We start from the raw sequence: 20,379 nt of genomic DNA on the forward strand, positions 1-20,379 counted from the left end.
CCCCATGCACCGACACCCCACCCACCGGCACCACCACACCCCGACCACCAGCCACCACCACACCACTCTCCCCCCCACCCAGAAGGGACAGGTCGGATGTGCTGGAGTCGGGGGCGGCCACGGCGTGCCGGAGCAGGTGGGTGAACTGTTCGGCGAGGCGCGCCACGGTCGTGCGGGTCACCTGGGTGTGGTCGTAGGCGAACGTGCCGCGCAGGCGGTCGCCGACCTTGGCCATGGTGAGGGAGAGTCCGAACGGCGCCGGCGCGGGCGTCACGGGTACCGTCTCGGCGTCGTGATCCGCCCACGGGGTCAGCGGGCCGGGGACGTTGAGGGCTGCCGGGGCCAGGTCGGCGCCGGCGCGGCTGCCGCCGCGGTACATCCCGAAGGAGACCTGGACCAGCGGTGTGCGGCCCGGCCTGCGCTCGGGGGCGAGGCGTCCGACCATCAGGCCGAAGGGGAAGCGGTGGTGTTCCAGCGCCTCGGTCACCACGCCCGCGGTGCGCCGGAGCAGGGTGCGGAAGGAGGGGTCGTCCGCGAGGCCGACGCGCAGCGGGACGGTGTTGAGGCTGTAGCCGACGGCCGTGTCGGCGCCCGGCCAGGTGCGGTCGGCGACATGGGTGCCGACGACGAGGTCGTCCATGCCGGTGGTGCGGTGCAGGAGCGCGCAGAAGGCGGCGAGCAGGGTGGCGAAGACGGTCGCTCCGTGGTCGCGGGCGCATCGCTCGATGTCGGCGGTGAGGCGCGCGGGCAGCTCCACCTCGTGCACCGGGCCGGTGTCCGCCCTGCCGTCGGCGTCCGCGCGGTCCTCGGGCGCGGCTTCGGCCGGGAAGCGCAGTTCCGGCAGGGTGCCGGCCAGCTGCCGCCGCCAGTAGCCCCAGTCGTCCTCGGCGGCGGGGCTGTCGAGGTAGTCCCGCTCGTGCGCGGTGTGGCGGCTGTGCGGGGTGGCGGGGGCGAGGGCGGGTTCCCGGCCGTGGCGGGCGGCGGCCAGGAGTTCCGCCAGTTCGTCGGTGAGCAGGCTCAGCGACCAGTGGTCGGCGACGATGTGGTGCACCGCGATCAGCAGGACGCGGCTGTCGGGCGTCTCCTCGAACAGGGCGGCGCGCAGCAGCGGTCCGCGGGCCAGGTCGAAGGGGGCCGTGGTCTGCCGCTGCAGGAACCGGGCCTGTTCCCCGGGTCCGCCGGCAGCGGTCGTCCAGGCCAGGTCCTGGTGCGGGCGGACGACGCGTACCGGTTCGCCGTCGACCGTGTCGAACACGGTGCGCAGGGCCTCGTGGCGGTCGGTCAGCCGCTGGAGGGCGTGCCGTACGGCCTCCGGGTCGAGCGGACCGCGCAGCCGGACGGCGCGGGCGATGGTGTGGGCGGGGTCGCCGGGGTGGAGCCGGTCGAGCAGCCAGAGCGCGCGCTCGCCGTGGGTGACGGCGGCGGACGGGGGCCGCCCGGCCTCGGTGGCGTCGCCGGGGCGCGGCGCGCTGTCCGTCGCGGGTGTGCGTTCGGCGTTCTCCACCCGGTCCGCGAGGGTCTTGAGGCTGGTGCAGGCCATCAGGTCGCCGAGCGGGACGCGTACGCCGAGGTCGCTCTCCAGCCGTTGCCGGAAGGCGACGACGGCCAGCGAGTCGAGCCCGTGCTCGACCAGTCCGCCGTCCGCGTCCCCGGCGGGTGCGACCCCGCCGAGTTCGGTGATCAGCGCCGTCAGCCGGCCCCGCACGCCGTCCTCGGCGGGGCGGGGGCGGTCGGCCGCGGGCAGGAGCCGGGGCAGCGTGCCTTGCTCGTAGGCCTCCCGGGTGGCGCTGCGCTGGATCTTTCCGCTGGAGGTCTTGGGCACCGAGCCGCGCTCCACCAGGGCGACCTCGTCCAGGGCGAGTCCGCAGGCGGCGGTGACGGCCGCGCGGACGGCGTCGACGAGCGCCGGGGCGTCTGCGGGGGTGACCGCCGGGCGGACCTCGGCGACCAGGACGACACGGCCGTCCGCGGTCTGGACGGCGGCGCTGCAACCGGGACGCAGCCCGGGGTGGGCGGACTCGGCGCTCTGTTCGACCTCCTGCGGGAAGTGGTTGCGCCCGCGCACGATCAGGACGTCCTTGCGGCGGCCGGAGACGAACAGCTCCCCGTCCGAGCGGAAGCCCAGGTCGCCGGTGCGCAGCCAGCGCACACCCGGCCGGTCGGGCAGCGCGGCGCCGAAGGTGCGTTCGGTTGCCTCGGGGGCGTTCCAGTAGCCGCGGGCGACGCTGTCGCCGCTCACCCAGATCTCGCCCACCCGTCCGTCCGGCAGTGCGGCACCGGTCCCGGGGTCCACGACGGCCACGTCGAGTCCCGGCACCGGGGCGCCGACGCCGACCAGTTCGAGCGGTCCGGGGCCGCTCGCCGCCATCGGTTCCGGCTGAACCCTGACCGCCTCGTTCCCGGTCAGGGCGGCGCGGTCGAAGAGGGCCGGGGAGCGCTTCGCGCCCTGGGCGGGGCCCGCCACGATCAGGGTGCTCTCGGCCAGTCCGTAGCAGGGGTAGAAGGCGCTGCGGCGCAGGCCGGACGGTTCGAAGGCGCGGAGGAAGGCGTCGATGGTGCCGGGGCGGATGGGTTCGGCGCCGCAGAAGGCGAGTTCCCAGGTGCTGAGGTCCAGGTGCGCGCGCTGTTCGGGGGTGGTGCGGCGGACGCACAGCTCGTAGGCGAAGTTCGGACCGCCGCTGCACGTGGCCTGGGTGTCGGAGATCAGCTTCAGCCAGCTGACGGGGTCCTGGAGGAAGTCCTGCGGGGACATGAGGCCGACGGGGAAACCGCAGCGGACGGGAGCGAGGATGCCGCCGATGAGTCCCATGTCGTGGTACGGCGGCAGCCAGATCGCTCCGCGGCTGCCCGCGTGCAGGGCGAAGGCGTCGGCGATGGCGGCGGTGTTGTGGAGCAGGTTGGCGTGGGTCAGGACGACGCCCTTGGGGTCCGCGGTGGAGCCCGAGGTGTACTGGAGGAACGCCGGCTCGTCCGGCCGTACGTCCACCGGGGTCCAGGAGAGGTCCGGGGAGTTTTCGGCCTCGTCGGCGTCGGCGGTGCCCAGCCAGGACAGTTCCCGCAGCTCGGGGAAGTCCCGGCTGAGCGTGCGGACGTCGGCGACGAGGTCCCGGGTGGTCAGCGCCAGCCGGGCCCCGGAGTCCCGGGCGATGGCGCGGATCCGGCCGAGCGACCGCTCCCAGCGGGCGAGGTCCGGCGGGTAGACGGGCACCGCGAGCACCCCGGCGTACAGGCAGCCGAAGAAGGCGGCGACGTACTCGGGGCCGGGCGGGTAGAGGAGCAGGGCCCGTTCCCCGCGGGCGTCCCCGAGCTGCTGTGCGACCGCGCGCGCCGCCCGGTCGAGTCCGGCGTAGTCCGTCCGGTGTGCGTCCGGCTCGCCGGTGGCGCCGGCGGCCCGGTGGAAGGTGAACGCCTCGTCGGCCGGGCGGGTGCGCGCCCGCTCCTGCAGCAGTTCGGAGAACGTCAGCACGTCAACCTCTCAGGAACGTTCCAGTCGTTGTCCGTCACGGAGGACGGCGCGGCTCACCTGCCGGACGAGCGCGCCGGGCCGGATCAGCGGGAGCAGTCCCGGATGGCGGCTCGCGTACCGGAGGACCCGGCCGGCGAGCCGCGCCGCGGTCTCACGCCTGGTGGCCACGGCCGGCAGCGGAGTACCGGATCAGGTACATGTGGGAGTAGCCGGTGGGCGTGGTGGCGGTCAGGTCCAGGCCCGCCGCGCGCCCGAGCTCGCGGAACTCCTCGAGGGTGCGCTCCTTGCCGCCGAGCAGCAGCAGGATGCGCAGGTTGGCGTCGGCGACGTGGATCTGGTGCTGGTCCTCGGCGGAGAGGATGCGTTCGAGGACGAGGACGTCGCCGTCGGGGCCGGCGGCCTCGGCGCACCGGCGCAGGATGCGGATCGCGTCCTGCTGGTTCCAGTTGCGCAGGATGTTGGTGAGGACGTAGACGTCGCCGCCCTGCGGCATGGGGTCGAACAGGCTCTGCTGGACGAGGGTGCAGCGGTCGCCGATGGGGCCGAGGGAGCCGGCGGCCGAGATCGCGGTCTCGCGCGGGTCCTCGACCAGGATGCCGCGCATGTCGGGGACGTGCGTGAGGAGTTCGTGCAGCAGGGTGCCGGCTCCGGTGCCGCCGCCGACGTCCACGATGAGCTTGTGCGCGCCCCAGTCGAAGGAGTCGCGGATGTCGGGGCCGAACCAGCGGGTGTGGTCCGCCATGAGCGTGTTGAAGGACAGCTCGGGGTCGGGGTAGTCGTCCTGGTCCTCCCAGAACCGCCGGCCGAACACGTCCTCGTAGACGGTCCTCCCGGTGCGCACGCCCTGTTCCAGGCGGGCGGTGACGGCGTCCAGCTTGGCTCCGAAGCCGTTCTGGTCGAGGAAGCGACGCAGCTTCATGGGGTGGTCGTCGCGGAAGAACTCGCCCAGCTCGGTCACCTGGTACTCGCCGGGGGCCTCCTCGCGGAAGACGCCGAGCACGGAGAGGTAGCGCAGCAGGCGGCCGAGGACGTCGGGGTCGCTGCCGGTGAGCTGGGCGAGTTCGGACACCTTGGTGGTGCCGGCGGCGATGTGGTCCGGCAGCCGGAGGGTCGAGGCGACCCGGACGGCCCACGGCCCCATCAGGCTGGAGATCTTGGCGACCTCATTGGCCAGATCCTGGTCCACAGACTGCTGTTCCGTCATCCGCTGCCTCCAAATGTCGGGCCGTTCCCGAAGGGGCCGTTGCCTTTCTCCTGGAATGGTGGCGGGCAAAGCGGCGCCCGCGGGGAGCGCGGACAGAAAGGCGACCGATAATCCGCGGGAAATGGAAAGGAGGGCCCGTCACGGAAGTGACGGGCCCTCCCGGGGCAGCCGGCGAGAAAGCCGGCACGCCCGGCAGAACATCAACTGCGCGCCGGATCAGCGGGCTTTGCGGCCGGATATCAGCAGGAATCCCATCTCCTGGAGATCGTCGGCCTGTTCGGTGACCGCGATGACCTCGTCGAGTTCCTTCTCGCCCATGACGGGGGCGAGGGCGTCCCGCGACGCCCTGAGCAGCCGGGCGTAACGGGCCCGGGTGGGCCAGACGTGGGGGCTGATGTCCTCGGTGCCGGCCGGTTCGATGCCGGCCGCCCTCAGTTCCGCCAGGTAGGCGTCGAGGTCGGTGAGGGTCTCCACCAGGGCGATGCGGCGCAGGTCGGCCAGGATCGGTTCCTTGTGCCGGGGCACCGGCTCACGGAGATAGAAGTCGGAGCCCTCGAAGCGTCCGCCGGGTTTCAGCACCCGGCTGATCTCGCGCAGCGCGAGCGGCCGGTCCGGTATCTGGTAGAGGAACTCCATCGAGCAGACCGCGTCGAAGGAGTCGTCGGGGAAGGGCAGCGCCATGACGTTGCCGTAGCGGAAGGAGACCCGGTCGGCGAGGCCTTCGGCGGCCGCGGCGGCGTTGGCGAGCTCGATCTCCGACTCGGTGATGGACACCCCGACCACGGCCGCCCCGCTCGCCTTGGCCAGCCGGATGCCGGGGGCGCCGATCCCGCACCCGAGGTCGAGCACCCGCTCCCTGGGCCGGGCGCCGATCCGGCCGATGAGCAGGTCGGTCATCCGGTCGGCCGCCTCGGTGATCGGGGCGTTCGGCGGGAGGTCCTTCCAGTAGCCGTGGTGGAGGGTCGATTCCAGGGCCCGGGACACCTCGGTGTAGGAGCCGGCCCAGTCCTCGTCGCCGCCCTCGTCGCCGTCGCCGGTCCGCCTGCCGCCGGACAGGTCCCGTCGGACCTTGCGCGCGATGGGTTCGAGCGCGGGCCAGGGGAAGACGTCGGGCACGCTCAGGCCCCGGTCGGCGAGGTAGCGTGCGGCCGCCCGCTCCACCTCGGTCACGTCCCCGTGCATCCGGGAGATCACGCGGGCGGGGCGGAAAGCCCAGCCGTCGTCCTCGCTCACCAGGTCGCCGCTGACGGCCAGGGTGTGCTGGACGTCGAAGTTGTCGTCGTGGGTGTGCCAGAGCAGCCAGGCCGGTCCGGCGACGGCGGGCACGCCGTCGGGCATCCGGACGTGGAAGAGGTCGCGGGCGCGCTCCTGGCGGGCGTACGTCCGGATGCTGAAGGGGAATCCGTCCGGGTCCCGGAAGCTCAGCACCGGGCGGGCGAAGAGGTGCAGGTGTCCGTCGATCTCGTCCCACAGGTTCACCGGACTCGCTCCAGTCGCTGGTCGCCGTTCGGGTCGTGCCGCAGGGTGAAGACGCGTTCGGGGGTCACCGTGATCCGCACGCGCCACATGAAGGCCGGCGAGATCGACGCGTGGGCGTCAGGGCTGAGCGCCAGGGCTTCGATGGCGTAGGGCTTGCGCCGGAAGAACTCCTCCCAGAAGTCCTCCAGTCCGCTCACCCCCAGGACTTCCTCGCCGACCGTCGCGCGGCCCTGCACGAGGACCTCCGGGGGCGCGTGCAGTCCGCTGCCGGCGAATTCGGAGAAGAGCAGGGAGACCCGCTCGTCCCGCCGCATGTTGTAGATCTTCTTCGGCAGTCCGATCCCGGTGACGAGGTGGAACTCGGTGTTCTCCGGCCGCCACATGGCCATCACCGGGAAGGTGACCGGCCCGCCGTTCTTTCCGATGGTGGACAGTTCACAGGACAACGCTTTCTCGAATACGCGGGTGACTTCCTCGGGAAGACTGGCGGGCATGCGCTCTCCCAGGGCTGCGGACGGGCACGGGCGGTGGAGCGGGTGGGAGCCGGGGGGGGACCGGAAGGCGGCGCGGGAACGCCACCGCCGGCCCCGGAAGCCCGGATCAGGACCCGGCCGCGTTCTCCTGGAGGAACCACTGGCAGCCGTTGTAGCCGGCGGCCTCCAGCTGCTTGAGGCCCTCGACCTGGTCGGAGTTGGCCCACAGTTCGGCGACCTTGCCGTCCCGCAGGCGCAGGATGTCGGTGTGGTAGACCCGTATGAGCTTGCCGAGGGGAGCGCCGACGTCGGGCAGACCGCCGGCGTAGCGGCCGCTCATGAGCCAGCGCGCCGCGATCAGGTCGCCGTCGATGACGGGCCCCAGGACGAGGGTCGCCGTCAGGTCGTCGAAGAACGAGACGCCCTTGGTCCACCATTCGGTGAGTTCCTCGGCGCCGTTCACCTCGCGCTCGGGCCAGTGCCCGACGAAATCAGGGGTGACGAGTTCCTCGATCGATTTCCTGATGGTCGGGGCGTCCCCGCCCCACACGTCCTGGAGCCAGCGAAGGTAGAGCTCCTGTGCGACTTCCCGCGACATGCAGGATCCTCCTCGGGAACAGCAGGCAAGGGGGTTGCCCGATTCAAATCCAATCTAGCCAGCGGTAATTGCCGCTCCAAGGAATCGGTCGGAATTCTGTCGGTCTTTTCCGTATCACCTTCGGCGGCGGCGCAGTCCGCGGTCCGGGTGCCAGGTCTCCAGGACGAGATGGTCCTCGGTGGGGGCGATCGTGAGATACGTGATCTCGGTGACGGCGATACGGAACCGGTGACTTCCGCCGGGCCGGCCGGGGTCGGTGAACTCGTGGGCGACACCGGCGAGTTTGGCGTCACCGACCCATGCGCCCTGGTGGGTTTCGGGGATGTCGATGGTGCCGCAGTGCAGGGCCAGTCGCGGATCGCGGCGCAGGTCCTCGGCTTTCACGGAGCCGGCGATGCAGCCGAGCCAGAGTTCGTCCTCGGCGAAATCCAGCTCGGTGGCGCTGATCCGCGGGGCGCCGCTCTTTCTGATCGTCGCGAGCGTGCACTGCTTGGTCTTCTGGAAACGCTGACGGACCCGTGCCGCGAACTCCGGTTCCCGGGCCCTCACTTCGTGCCACCACATCATGCCGGGATCATGCCACAGCCGGGCGGGCGTCAGTCGCCGATGCTCTGCGGATACCGGAAGAAACGTTCCGGGTCGTAGCGGCGTCGCACGTCGCGCAGCCGCGGGTAATTCGAGCCGTAGTAGCTCCGGTGCGGGTCGGGCAGGTCCGGGTCGGGGAAATTCACATACGAATGGCCGTTTGAATGCGGGTCGATGACGGCGAATCCGCGGTGCACCCAGGCGAGTGCGGCGGCCGTCGTCTCGGCGGGGCTCGCGGAGTCGAGGAAGCCCGCCGCGTACCCGGCGTGGAAGAGGGCGTCGCGGTGCGGGTAGGCGGTGTCCTCGGGTGCGGGGACGTTGGCGGCGCCGCCCAGCGCCCGGAAGGTGAGGGCCCGGAAGAACCCCGGCGGGCTGTCCTCCTCCAGGACTTCCAGCGCCTCGCTCACCGCGCCGCCGGTCAGCGGGGCGACGAGCATCCGGCTGCGGTCCCGCGCGAAGGCGTGCCGGGGTATGGCCGCCTCCGGGTTGTGGCCGGTCAGATGGGCCTGTGCGGTCGTCCAGCCCTCGCAGCCGAACTGCCGCATCATCGCCGCCCGGTACGGCAGTTCCTCGTACGCCGTCGAGGCGGGCGGCCGTCCGGCCGCGGAGATCAGCGCGGCCAGCTCCCGCTCGAACTCCCCGACCGGCCCCAGATACCCGCCCTGCACCAGGAGTTGCGGCGGCCCGCCCTCCCCCGCGTCCAGTGACAGGGCCACCAGCGTGGACGCCAGCCGGTCCGGTCCGTGCACGGTCCACCGCTGCCAGGCCTCGACCACCCCGGCGGCATGCTCCCACGGCCAGGACAGCTCGTAACAGACGACGCGGGGAACCGGGTTGGGGCGTATCTCGAGTTCGGTGACGATCCCGAAGTTGCCCCCGCCGCCACCGCGCAGCGCCCAGAACAGGTCCGGGTGGGTGTCCGCGTCGCAGCGCAGCATCCGGCCGTCGGCGAGCACCACCTCGGCCGAGACCATCCGGTCGCTGCCGAGACCGAACGCGCGGGTCTGCCAGCCGGTCCCGCCGCCGAGGCAGTAGCCGGCCAGGCCGACCGAGGCGTCGGAGCCGGCCGCGATCTGGAGTCCGTGCGGGGCGAGTGCGGCGATGGCGTCGACGGCCTGGAGGCCCGGGCCGACGCGCACCGTGTCCGGGCCGATCCGCACGTGGTCGATCCGCGAGACGTCGACCACCAGTCCTTCGGTGGTCGACCAGCCCGCCAGGCTGTGGCCGCCGCTGCGCGGGGTGGCGTGGATGCCGTGCTCACGGGCGAACAGCAGGCAGGTGCGCACGTCGTCCACCGTCGCGCAGTGGGCGACGGCCGCCGGGCGGATGTGGTCGTACTGACCGAGGGCGACGCGGGCGGCCTGCCGGTAGCCCTCGTCGTGCGGCAGGACGAGACGGCCGGACAGATGCGAGCGCAGCCCCGTCCAAGCCCGCGACATCGTGGTGCGCACCCTGTTCCCCGCCCTTCGTCCGGCGCTCGCGGCGGCCGTTCCTCCGGCCGTCCTCGTACGGCACCCTAGGAACGGGCGGTGCGCCGCGGCGCGACTCCGACAGAAGACCGACAGGCGCCCGGGCGTGAAGGAACCGCCGGACCGGGTCCGGCGGTTGCCTGGAGGACGCCTCGGGTCAGGAGGAGGCCCCCTGCGCCTCGCCGATGTCCTCGGGCTCGGCCGGTGCGGTCTCGGCCGGCTTCCGGATGCGGACCGCCAGCGCCGCGACGGCGACGGACACCAGCGGCATGACGACCGCGCCCCGGTATCCGGCGTGGTAGCCGGACAGGAGGTCGGCACCCCCGGTGTGGCCGTCGCCGGTGACGGTGGCCGCGACCGTGACGAACGCCGCGAGTCCGAGGGTGATGCCCACCTGCTGGGAGGTGCTCACCAGACCGGAGGCCAGGCCCTGTTCGGACGGGTCGACCCCCGAGGTCGACACGATCATGGACGGGGCGAAGGCGGTGACCGAGCCGAGGCTGGTGAGGATGATGCCGGGCAGCACGTCGACGGCGTAACTGCCGTCCAGCGGCGCGCGGCTGAGCCACAGGGCGCCGATCGACGCGCTGATCCCGCCCGCGACCAGCAGGGCCTTCGGCCCGACCTTGTTCATCAACGGGCCGGTCTGCCGGGCCAGTACGGCGCTGAGCACGGTCACCGGCGCGAAGGACAGACCGGCCTGCCACGGGCTCAGCTCCAGGATGTTCTGGAGGTAGAGCGAGGTGAAGAAGATGACCGCCGCGGGCGAGGCCGCGTTGATGACGCTGATCACGTTGCCGGCGACGACGTTGCGGTTGCGGAAGATGCCGAGCCGGACGAGCGGGGCGCTCTGGCGGCGTTCCACGACCGTGAAGACGATCAGCAGGATCACACCCGCCGCCGCGACGAGCAGCGCCGGCCCGGTGCCGTTGGCTTTCGCCGAGGTGACGGCCAGGATGAGGAGGATCATGCCGGCGGTGAGGGTGACCGCGCCCGCGAGGTCCAGTCGCTGCCGCTCCGGCGGCCGCTGTTCCGGCGCCAGTCGGCGGGTCAGCACCAGGCAGACCACGCCGATCGGCACGTTCAGCAGGAAGGCCCAGCGCCAGCCGAGTGTGTCAGTGACGACTCCGCCGAGGGCGTAGCCGGTGACGGCGCCCAGTGAGGCGACCGACCCCCAGATCGCCATCGCGCGGTTGCGTTCGCGGCCCTCTGCGAAGGTGGTGGTGAGCAGGGCGAGCGAGGACGGGACGACCAGTGCCGCGCCGAGGCCCTGGAGGCCGCGCGCGGCGAACAGCTGCCAGCCGCTCTGCCCGGCCGCGCACAGCGCCGACGCCAGGGTGAACAGGGTGAGGCCGGCCAGGAAGATCCGCCGCTTGCCGAGGAGGTCCGCGGCGCGTCCGGCGAGCAGCAGGAAGCCGCCGAAGGCGACGGTGTAGGCGGTGGTCACCCATTGGAGCTGGACGGGGTCGATGTCCAGGCTGGCCTGGATGTGCGGGTAGGCGATGGTCACGACGGTGACGTCGACGGTCACCATCAGCTGGGTGATGCTCAGGACTAAGAGGGTCGCGCGCTGCCCGAGTCGTGCGGGTCCCGGCGCCTTCGTTGACACAGTGTTCTCCTTTCGGGTCACCGGTCTCTCACAGTTCGATGCTCTGCGGCCGGTGGAAGAAGGCATCGGGATCATAGTGGCGCTTGACCCTGCGCAGGCGCGGGTAGTTCGCGCCGTAGTAGGACGTCTGCCAGTTCGGCAGCTTCAGGTCGGGGAAGTTGATGTAGGCCGGCCCGCTGCGGTGCGGGTCGATGACGAGCATGCCGTCGTCGACCCAGCGCTCCGCCGCGGCACGGCCGGCCTGGAAGTCCTCGGCGTGCAGGAACCCGGCCGAGTATCCGGTGAAGAACCGGGCCGACCGGTGCACGAAGGCGGTCTCGTCGGGGCGCACCCGGCCAGCGGCGCCGCCGAGCGCGTACATGGACAGGTTGTGGAACTGGCCCGCGTGCCTGCCGCCCTCCAGCGCGGCGAGGGCTGCGTCGGTGTCGGTGGCGCCGAGGGGGTCCGCCAGCAGGCGGCCGGTGGCGACGATCACCTCGTGCCGTGGCACGGTGGCGGCGGGGTTGTCACCCTCCAGGTGGCATTCCGCGGCCGTGCCCGAGCAGCCCCACAGGCTCATCATCTCGGCCTGGTAGCTCTGTTCGCGGGTCTCGCGGGAGGTGGGGGCGGACCCGACGAGGGAGCAGAGCTGGTCCAGCAGGGTCTCCAGCTCGGTGCGCGGACCGGCCAGGAAGCCGCCGACGAGGGCGAGCGGCCGGACGCCCTCGGCGGCGTCGGTCAGGAGCAGGTCCAGGGTGCCGCCGAGGGCGTCCGGACCGTTCGCCGTCCACTCCTGCCAGGCGCGGGTGACGTCGGCGGCACGGTCCCAGGGCCAGGCGAGGTTGTACCCGGCGACCCGCTGGATGCGGGTGGGGCGCATCTCGAACTCGCTGACGATGCCGAAGTTCCCGCCGCCGCCTCCGCGCAGCGCCCAGAACAGTTCGCTGTGGCGGTCCTTCGAGCAGTGCACGACCGTCCCGTCGGCGAGCACGACCCGCGCGGACACCAGCCGGTCGGCGCCGAGTCCGCCCGCCCGTGTGGTCATGCCGATGCCGCCGCCGGTGACGAACCCGCCGGGGCAGACGGTGGCGCACAGTCCGGCCGGGATCTGCATGCCGTGCGGGGCGAGCGCTGCCAGGATGTCCACGGCCTGCGCGCCGGGTCCGACGCGGACGGTGTCGGCGCCGGGTGTCACATGGGCGATCCGGGAGAGGTCGATGACGAGGCCGGTGGTGGTCGACCAGCCCGCCAGGTTGTGGCCGCCGCTGCGCGGGGTCACCGGAAGGGCGTACCGGCGGGCGAAGAGGACGCACTCGCGGATGTCGTTCTCGGTCGCGCAGTAGGCGATGGCCTGCGGGCTGACCGCGTCGAACTGGAGCAGGGCCAGGTGTCTGGCCCGCGGGTAGTCGGGATCGGTGGGCAGCACCAGAGTGCCGCGCAGTCTGCACTCCAGCCGGTTCCACGGCACCCGGGCCACCCGGCCCGTCTCGGCCGCCCAGGACGGCGCGAGGGACAGTCCGACGGCCCCCGCGGACATCAGTCCCGCTCCGGCCCGGAGCACATTCCGCCGGCTGATCATGCTGTTTCCTCCATCGCGTCGTCCATGGTCCGTTCGGGAAGTCGGGGCGCGGGCCGCTGTGGCGCCTTCCCCACCCAGGTGTGCAGCGCGTCGCGCAGGCCTTCGGGGCGGGCGCCGTCGCCGGACCAGGCCACGTGGCCGTCCGGGCGCAGGAGCAGTGCGGTGGGCCAGCGGCGCCGTCCGCCGGCCAGGGCGCGTACCGCGCGGACGGGACCGGCCCAGTGTTCGGCGACGGCCGCGGCCCGGCCGTCGGGGCTCTGGTCGACCAGGAGGAAGCGCTGGTCGCGCAGTTGCTCGTACAGACGGGTGACGGAGGGCCCGGCGCCGTACAGGGGTGTGTCCGGCAGACGCCGTCCGGTCAGCCGGCCGGCCGGGGCCCCGGGTGCGGGCCGGTAGCGCAGGGTCAGTCCGGCGAGGTCGTCGATCAGGGGGCGTTGCAGGGGGCGGACGCGCATCAGGCGCATGCCGGCCCAGCGGGCGGCGTTGGCGAGGGCCGAGCGCGACGTCTCGAAGCGGAAGGCGCGGTCCGTCTGGCGCAGCACGCGCCGGGCGACGGGGGCGCGTTCGGCCTCGTAGGTGTCCAGCAGTCCGGCCGGGGCGCGGCCCTGGATCTCGGCGGCGAGTTTCCAGCCGAGGTTGAAGGCGTCCTGGATGCCCATCTGGAGGCCCTGACCGCCGGAGGGCAGATGGGTATGGGCGGCGTCTCCGGCGAGCAGGACGCGGCCCGCGCGGTAGCGGTCGGCGAGGCGCTGGTCGCTGCGGAAGCGGGAGGCCCACACCACCTCGCCGACGCCCAGGTCCTCCCCGAGGACGGCGAGCACACTGCCCGTCAGTTCATCGGGAGTGACCGGCTGTTCGAGCGGCAGCCGCATCCGGTCGCGGTCGAGGACGACCAGCCGGAAGACGCCGTCGTCCAGTGGGAAGACCGCGACCAGGCCGCGGGGGGCGATCCGCGCGTCCACCAGGCGGGCGGGCGGTGCGGTGAGGCGTACGTCGGCCACCACCAGCGACTCGCGGTAGGAGCGGCCGGTGAAGCCGATGCCGCTCAGCTCGCGGACGCCGCTGCGCACGCCGTCGCAGCCCACCACGTAGGCGGCCCGTTCGGTCCGGCGACCGCCGGGTGCCTGTACCTCCAGGGTGACGCCGGTGTCGTCCTGGGTGAGGCCGGTGAGTTCGGCGTCGCGGACGATCTGCGCGCCGAGTTCGACGGCCCGCTTCTCCAGGAGTTCCTCGGTGTGGTGCTGGGAGAGGATCAGCACGTAGGGGAAGGAGGTGTCGAGCAGTGCGTAGTCGAGGTGGTGTGTGCGGTCGCCGAGCGGCTGGAGCCGCCAGGGGCGGCCGCGGTCCACGAAGGCCTCCGCCATGCCGCGCATGTCGAACATCTCCAGGGTGCGCGGCTCCAGGCCCATCGCCCGCGACCAGGCGACGCGCCGGGGGCGTTTCTCCAGCACCCGGCAGTGGACGCCGGCGGCGGCCAGTTCGCAGGCCAGGGCGAGTCCGGTCGGCCCGGCGCCGATCACGGTGACGGTCGCGGCGGCGTCGGCGCTCATGCGAGCGTCACCGACTCGGTGATGTTCCCGCGTACGGGGACGGGCTCGGGGCGCGCGCCGACGGGGTGGAGCACCATGGGCATGCCGTGCTTGGGCACGAACGAGATCCGCATGGCGCGGTCGACACGTGTGCCGGGGGCGAGCGCGGGGCGGAACCGCTGGAGCAGGAGGGCGAGCACGGTCTTGATCTCCAGGAGGGCGAAGTGCTTGCCGAGGCAGTGGTGGGCGCCGGCGCCGAACGGCAGGTACTCGTAGACGGTCGGCTTCAGGTCCCGCCACCGGTCGGGGTCGAAGCGCAGCGGGTCGTCGTAGAGTCCGGGCAGCCGGTGCGTGACGTAGGGGCTGTAGAAGAGCAGGGCGCCGGAGGGCAGGCGGTAGGGGCCGAGGTCCGCCTCGCGGGCGGTGTACCTGAGGAGCATGGGGGCCGGGGGCAGCAGCCGCAGGACCTCCTTGACCACGGCGTCGAGGTAGTCGAGCCGGTCGAGGTCGTCGGCGGTCGGCGCGGCGCCGCCGAGGGTGTCGCTCAGTTCCGCGGTGAGCCGGTCCAGCACGTCGGGGTGGCGGTCGAGCAGGAAGAGGGTCCACGTCAGGGTGGAGATGTTGCTGTCGTGGCAGAAGGACGTGTAGGCCTCGGCGACCAGTTCCTCGTCCGACAGGGCCGTGCCGTTCTCGTCGCGGGCCGCGATCATCTCGGAGAGGACGTCGGAGCCGGCCGCGGTGCGCCTCTCGGCGATGAGCGCGCGCAGGCTCTCCTCGATCCGCTCGGACACGCGCAGCGCGGTGCGGAAGGTGGTGCCGGGCAGGTCGTGAGGGAACAGCAGGGTGGCGGGCGAGGCGGCGACGGCGAGGAGCCGGTCGATGAGGCCCTGGAGGCGGTCCGCCTCGGCGGGCGCGTCCACCCCGAGGATCGTGCGCATCGCCGTCCGGGTGACCAGCCGTCCCATGTCCTGGTCGATCCGGCGCGTCTGACCGGTGCGCCAGCCGGCGAGCAGCTGCTCGGTCAGCTCCGCCATGGTGTCCCGGTAGCGCACGACCCGGCGGGCGTGCAGGCCGTGCTGGACGACCCGGCGATGGCTGCGGTGCGCGTCCCCGTTGAGCCGCAGCAGGCCGTTGCTCAGCCGCAGGAAAGAGGAGTCGGCCGGCATGCGGACTTCCCGGAAGGCGTCCACGACGAACACCTCCGGTTCGGCGAAGAGCAGCCGGAGGTATTCCGGGGAGAAGACGAAGACGTGTCGGGGTCTGGTGGCGTCCCAGGCGCTTATCCCGCCGAATCTCCGGTACTGCCGCAGAAAGTATTCGGTCGGGTCCTGGAGCATCCGGAGCCCGCGGGCCTGCCACCCTCCCACCAGCGGGACGCGCGGTGGGGCGGGGAGGCGCTGTCCTGCTCCCACGCCGACTGCGGACATGGCCCCTCCCCTGGCACGAAATCGGTGAACCCGTCGCACGCTAAGGCCGGCCGACGGCCGGTGGCGCGGCTCTGACAGATCCCTGACCGCGTGCTTTCCAAGCCCTTCGGACGCTGCCATGTTGGAGACACTTCGACGGACGTCCGACGAGCGAGGGGTGGGGCCGTGCATTCGGCACATGTCGATTGGGACGCACTGCGACGCGGAATGGAAGGCGAAATCCTTCTCCCCGGCGATCACGGATACGACGGGGCCCGTGGTCTCGTGCTCAAGCAGTTCGACGACATCCGCCCCCGGGCGGTGGTGCGCTGCCGGAGTGTCGAGGACGTCGCCGGGGCCGTCGGCTTCGCGCGGTCCCACGGCATCCGGTGCGTGATCCGCAGCGGCGGCCACAGCTTCGCCGGCTACTCGACCGGCGCCGGCATGGTGATCGACGTGTCGGGACTGCACCGGATCGAGGTCGCCGGTGACGTGGTGCGCGCGGGGGCGGGTGTGCAGCTCGTGGACCTGTACGACGCGACACTGCGGCACGGGCTCGCGGTGCCGACCGGCTGGTGCCCGACGGTGGCGCTGGGCGGTCTGGCTCTCGGCGGCGGTATCGGGCTGGAGACCCGCAAGCACGGCTTCACCGTCGACCACGTGCTCTCCGCGACGCTGGTCCTGGCCGACGGCCGGACGGTGACCTGCGACGAGCACCATCACCCGGACCTGTACTGGGCGGTGCGCGGAGGCGGCGGCGGCAACTTCGGGATCGCCGTGGCGTTCGCCTTCCGGCCGGTTCCCGTGGGCGATCTGCTGGACTACCGGCTGACCTGGCCGTGGGAGGACGCGACAGCCGTGGTGGACGCGTGGCAGCGGTGGGCCCCGGATGCGCCCGACGACCTGGCCTCGGTGATCAACATCGGGGTCGAGGACGCTGGCGGCGGATCGGCGCCGGAGCTCACGGTGGCGGGCGTCTGGCACGGCGAACCGGACGCTGGCGAGCGGCTGTTGCGGGAACTGACGGACCGGGTGGGCCGTGAGCCCGCGTCGTGGTCGTCGGCCGTGCGCGACTACCGCGGCACGATCATGGACTGGTTCGACTGCGACGGATTCACCCCGGCCGAGGCCCATCTGGTGGGTCACAACCCGGCTGCGAAGATCGAGCGGTACGCCTTCTCGGTCAGCCGCGGAGGGTTCTTCGACTCCGTGGTGCCCGCGGCGGGGCTGAAGGAACTGCTGGCGGCGGTGACGGACCGTCCGTTCGCGGGCCAGCGGCGGGATTTGAACTTCATCGCGCTGGGCGGCGCGGGCAACCGGGTGGCCCCGGACGCGACGGCGTTCGTGCACCGCGGGTCCCGCTTCTACGCCGGGTACTCGGCGGACATGGACCCGGTCGTCCCCGAGCACGGACCGCAGGCGGCCCGTGCCTGGATCGACGGGGCGTTCGGCACCCTGTCCCGCTGGTGGTCGGGACGCAGCTACCAGAACTTCATGGACTCCCGGCTGGCCGACTGGAGGCAGGCGTACTACGGGGAGAACCTGGCGCGGCTCCAGCGGGTCAAGCAGCGGTACGACGCGGAGCGCTTCTTCGATTTCCCGCAGGCGATCTGACGCCCGACCTGCCCCCTTACCGTGCCGGGCGGTGCGCGGGAACGCGGCGGAACAGCCTCGGGAACACCCTTGGCCAGCATCGAACGCGTCGGTTCCGTTCACCGTTTCCGTCAGGAAGGCACCCCATGGTCAGGTTCACCGCCTTGGCGTTCGCTCTCGCCGGTCTCTTCCTCGCCGCGCCCCTCGCCGCCGGCCACGGTCTCGCCCCGCACCCCTCCGGCGGCGCCGCCGGTCACCGGGTGGTCGCCGGCGACCAGGGGCCCGGGCTGGTGGGGCACTGAGCCGCCGGGTTCCGCGCGCCGGGTCCCGTCCGGCGTGAGGCCCATCAGGGTGAACAGTTCCTCCGCCTGACGACGCCGCCGCGCCGCCCGCACGGGATCGCCCAGGGCCTCCTCGGCCTCGGCCATCCCGTGCAGGGCGCGGGCGGCCTCCATCCGGTACTCGATGGAGAGGGCGCGCTCACAGGCCCTTTCGTGCAGTTCCCGGGCACGCCGGTGGTCGCCGCGGTGGTGGTGGAACCGGCCCACGATGTTCTCCACGGCGGCCTGCCGCAGCACCGTCGCCTTGCACCCGACCAGCGACAGCGCCCGTTCGGCGTCCTGGCGGGCGCGTTCCCCGTCCCCGCAGCGCTGGCGGACGGCGGCCGAGAGGGCCAGCACCAGCGCGACGTTCTCCGGCATCCGGGATCCGTCGAGCAGCTCCTGCGCGCGCCGCAGGCAGTCCAGCGCGCCCGCCAGGTCGTCCAGGCCCATCCGGGCCACGGCCAGGTCGGTGTACGCGACGGCCTCGTGCTCCGGGATGTCCAGCTTCCGGTTGAGCCGGATCGCCTCCTCGGCCGACGCCGCCGCCTCCTCGTGGCAGCCCTGCCAGGACTGGACCGTGCTGAGGTTGCTCAGCGCCTCCGCCAACTGACGGTCGTAGCCGGTCGAGCGGTGCAGCCGGATACCCTGCTCGAGGTTCCGGCGCGCCTGCGCGAGATGGCCGAGCGCGCTGTGCAGCAACCCGAGCAGATCGAGGCAGAACCCCTCGCCGGCCGGGTCCCCGATCCGCCGCGCGATCTCCAGCCCCTCCTGCGCCATCCGGATGCCCTCGCCGAACCTGCCGAGTTTCCAGTCGGCGACGGCGAGGTTGCTCAGGCTGATCCGCAGGCCCCTCGGGTCCGCCAGGACGCGCGCCGAGGCGAGCGCGAGCGCCCCCATCCGGTGGAAGTCCGCGAAGTTGCCGCGCAGGTTGAGGTAGAAGCTGGTGTTGCGCGCCAGGTGGACGGTCTGGGGGTGGGCGCCGAGCCGGTGGCTGACGGCGACCGTCTCCAGGAGGGCGTGGTGCTCCTGGTCGAACCACGCCAGGGCGCGGTCGCAGTTCAGCAGCGCCGGCGTGCGGGCGTCCGTCCCCTCCCACGGGCCCGCGGGCAACGGGACCCGCCCGGGGAACAGCACTTCGCAGGCCTGGTCCGTGGCCACGCAGTAGTAGCCGACCAGACGCCGCAGCGCGGCGTGCCGCTCGTCCGGGGCCATGCCGCCCGGGGCGCCGGCCATCCGGCGGGCGAAGCTGCGCACCAGGTCGTGGAAGGCGTAGAAGCCGCAGTCGTGCGGCTGGAGCAGACGGGCGTCCACCAGCTGTTCCAGCACGGCCTCGGCCTGCCTGGGGCCCGTCCCGAGCAGCGCGGCGGCCGAGTGGACGTCGAAGTCGCGCGCCGGGTGCAGCCCCAGGGTCTGGAAGGCGAGCCGGGTGCCGGGAGCCAGGGCCCGGAAGGACAGGCTGAGCACCACCGCCACGCTGCGGTCGCCCGCGGTCAGCTCGTCCAGCCGGGCGTCCTCGTCCCGCAGCCGCTCGACCAGATCCCGCACCGCCCACAGCGGTCTTCGCCGCAGCCGCGCCCCGGCGATGCGCAGCGCCAGCGGAAGCCGCCCGCACAACTCGGCCAGCGCGGCCGTGGCCTCGGGTTCGGCGGTGGTGCGGCCCTTGCCGACGGTCTCGGCGAGCAGGGCGACGCCGTCCTCCAGGGACATCTCGCCGACGGCGGTCCACTCGGCGCCGTCGAGGTGGATCAGGACCCGGCTGGTGACCAGGGCCAGACAGCCCTGCGACGCGGGCAGCAGCGGGCGCACCTGGGCGGCGTCGGCGGCGTTGTCGAGGACGAGGAGCACCTCGCGCCCGGCGAGCAGCATCCGCCACAGGGCGACCCGTTCGTCCAGGCCGTCCGGTATCCGCTCGCCGGGGACGCCGAGGATGCGCAGCAGGGAGTCGAGCACCGTGCCGGGGCTGGACGGCTCTTCCTCGCAGCTGAAGCCGCGCAGGTCGACGTAGAGCTGGCCGTCGGGGTAGCGGTCGGCCAGGGCGTGCGCGGCGCGGACGGCCAGCGCCGTCTTGCCGGAACCGCCCATGCCCTCGATGGCCAGGACCGCGGCGGCCGTCCGGCCCACGGCCGCGCCCCGCTCCAGCAGCCAGGCGAGTTCGGCGTCGCGGCCGGTGAAGTCGGTCAGGTCGTTGGGCAGGGTGCACAGCGTCCCCCAGGCGGGGGCCGGGCCGCGGACGGCGGGCGCGGCGGCCGGGACGGGGCCGGACGCCGCGAGTTCGGCGCCGCCGCCCCGCAGGATGTTCTCGTACAGCCCGGTCAGGCGCGGCCCGGGATCGACGCCGAGTTCCTCGGCCAGCAGGGCGCGCGCGTGCGCGTACTCCTCCAGCGCCTCGGCCTGCCGGCCCGACTGGTGGAGGGCGAGCATCAGCAGGCCGCGCAGCGTCTCGCGCAGCGGATGGGCGGCGACGAGTTCCCTGAGGTCGCCGATGAGTTGGCCCGCCCGGCCGAGGCGCAGGCGGATCTCCAGGAGCTGTTCGGTGGCGGTGAGCCGGCGTTCCTCCAGGACCGCCGAGGCGGCCGCGACGGCCCGGCCGCCGTCGCCTCCCATGACCGGGCCGCGCCACAGGGCCAGGGCCGCGGTCAGCTCCTCGGCGGCCTGCTCGGCTCGCCCGTCGGCCAGGGCGGCCTGGGCGCGGCGCAGGCCCTGGAGGAAGAGTCCCAGGTCGGTCTGGGAGGGGCGGACGACGGCCCGGTACCCCGTCCCCTCGGTGACGATGAGCCGGTCGCCGCCCGGCAGGCAGCGGCGCAGCGCGGCCACGGACTTGCGGATCTGGTGCGCGGCGGTGGCCGGCGGGTCGTCGTGCCAGGCGGCGTCCACCAGCCGGGACACGGAGACCACGCTGTTCGCCTCGAGCAGCAGCATGACCAGGACCCGCTCCTGGATGGCACCGCCGAGCCGGATCCGCTTCCCGTCGTACCAGCATTCAAGAGAGCCGATCAGTCGTACGGAGACATGACTGGCATCGTCTTCCACGGTTACCCCCTCTTCCGCGCTGTGCTCCAGGTCACTTGGCGTGACATACGAGCACAC

13 protein-coding genes are annotated in these 20,379 nt (G+C 72.9%); 1 reads left to right on the forward strand and 12 read right to left on the reverse strand.

Annotation, left to right across the window (positions count from 1 at the left end; translation table 11 throughout):
* The 11 genes from AB0N63_RS31545 to AB0N63_RS31595 form a co-directional block, all read right to left on the reverse strand.
* The coding region (locus AB0N63_RS31545) for a condensation domain-containing protein (RefSeq protein WP_365534398.1) at positions 1-3,466 on the reverse strand (3,466 nt) is incomplete at its 3' end.
* A gap of 151 nt (positions 3,467-3,617) precedes the next feature.
* Positions 3,618-4,670 carry a methyltransferase gene (locus AB0N63_RS31550; RefSeq protein ID WP_365534401.1) on the reverse strand — a complete coding sequence of 351 codons (1,053 nt, stop codon included), beginning with the start codon at positions 4,668-4,670 and terminating at the stop codon, positions 3,618-3,620.
* Between the two features lie 216 nt (positions 4,671-4,886).
* A complete protein-coding gene (locus AB0N63_RS31555; RefSeq protein WP_365534403.1) occupies positions 4,887-6,149 on the reverse strand; it encodes a methyltransferase domain-containing protein in 1,263 nt (420 codons plus the stop codon).
* Positions 6,146-6,643: a pyridoxamine 5'-phosphate oxidase family protein gene (locus tag AB0N63_RS31560; protein ID WP_365534405.1), complete on the reverse strand. Its 498-nt coding sequence runs from the start codon at positions 6,641-6,643 to the stop codon at positions 6,146-6,148. Before AB0N63_RS31560 ends, AB0N63_RS31555 begins: the two co-directional genes overlap by 4 nt.
* Before the next feature lie 106 nt (positions 6,644-6,749).
* Positions 6,750-7,220 (reverse strand): ester cyclase, encoded by a 471-nt coding sequence (locus AB0N63_RS31565; protein WP_365534407.1) that lies wholly within the window; start codon positions 7,218-7,220, stop codon positions 6,750-6,752.
* Between the two features lie 114 nt (positions 7,221-7,334).
* Positions 7,335-7,787, reverse strand: a complete 453-nt coding sequence (locus AB0N63_RS31570) for a pyridoxamine 5'-phosphate oxidase family protein (protein ID WP_365534410.1) — start codon at positions 7,785-7,787, stop codon at positions 7,335-7,337.
* 29 nt (positions 7,788-7,816) lie between these two features.
* Entirely contained in the window at positions 7,817-9,256 is a 1,440-nt protein-coding gene (locus AB0N63_RS31575; RefSeq protein WP_365534412.1) for an FAD-binding oxidoreductase, read from the reverse strand.
* Between the two features lie 175 nt (positions 9,257-9,431).
* Complete coding sequence (locus AB0N63_RS31580) at positions 9,432-10,904, reverse strand: MFS transporter (RefSeq protein ID WP_365534415.1); 1,473 nt, start codon at positions 10,902-10,904, stop codon at positions 9,432-9,434.
* A gap of 7 nt (positions 10,905-10,911) precedes the next feature.
* Positions 10,912-12,441: an FAD-binding oxidoreductase gene (locus AB0N63_RS31585; RefSeq protein WP_365534418.1), complete on the reverse strand. Its 1,530-nt coding sequence runs from the start codon at positions 12,439-12,441 to the stop codon at positions 10,912-10,914.
* Positions 12,438-13,991, reverse strand: a complete 1,554-nt coding sequence (locus AB0N63_RS31590; RefSeq protein WP_365534420.1) for an FAD-dependent monooxygenase — start codon at positions 13,989-13,991, stop codon at positions 12,438-12,440. Before AB0N63_RS31590 ends, AB0N63_RS31585 begins: the two co-directional genes overlap by 4 nt.
* Positions 13,988-15,397 (reverse strand): cytochrome P450, encoded by a 1,410-nt coding sequence (locus tag AB0N63_RS31595; RefSeq protein WP_365534423.1) that lies wholly within the window; start codon positions 15,395-15,397, stop codon positions 13,988-13,990. The genes AB0N63_RS31590 and AB0N63_RS31595 overlap by 4 nt, the downstream gene beginning before the upstream one ends.
* 264 nt (positions 15,398-15,661) lie before the next feature.
* Here AB0N63_RS31595 and AB0N63_RS31600 point away from each other — a divergent pair, with 264 nt between their 5' ends.
* Entirely contained in the window at positions 15,662-16,990 is a 1,329-nt protein-coding gene (locus tag AB0N63_RS31600) for an FAD-binding oxidoreductase (RefSeq protein ID WP_365534425.1), read from the forward strand.
* A 110-nt stretch (positions 16,991-17,100) separates the two neighbouring features.
* On the opposite strand, the gene AB0N63_RS31605 is transcribed toward AB0N63_RS31600, so the two are convergent.
* Positions 17,101-20,322, reverse strand: coding sequence for a BTAD domain-containing putative transcriptional regulator (locus AB0N63_RS31605; protein ID WP_365534427.1), 3,222 nt, complete (start codon positions 20,320-20,322; stop codon positions 17,101-17,103).
* Positions 20,323-20,379 lie beyond the last annotated feature (57 nt).

It is taken from the genome of Streptomyces sp. NPDC093260 (assembly GCF_040683715.1).
GTDB lineage: Bacteria > Actinomycetota > Actinomycetes > Streptomycetales > Streptomycetaceae > Streptomyces > Streptomyces sennicomposti.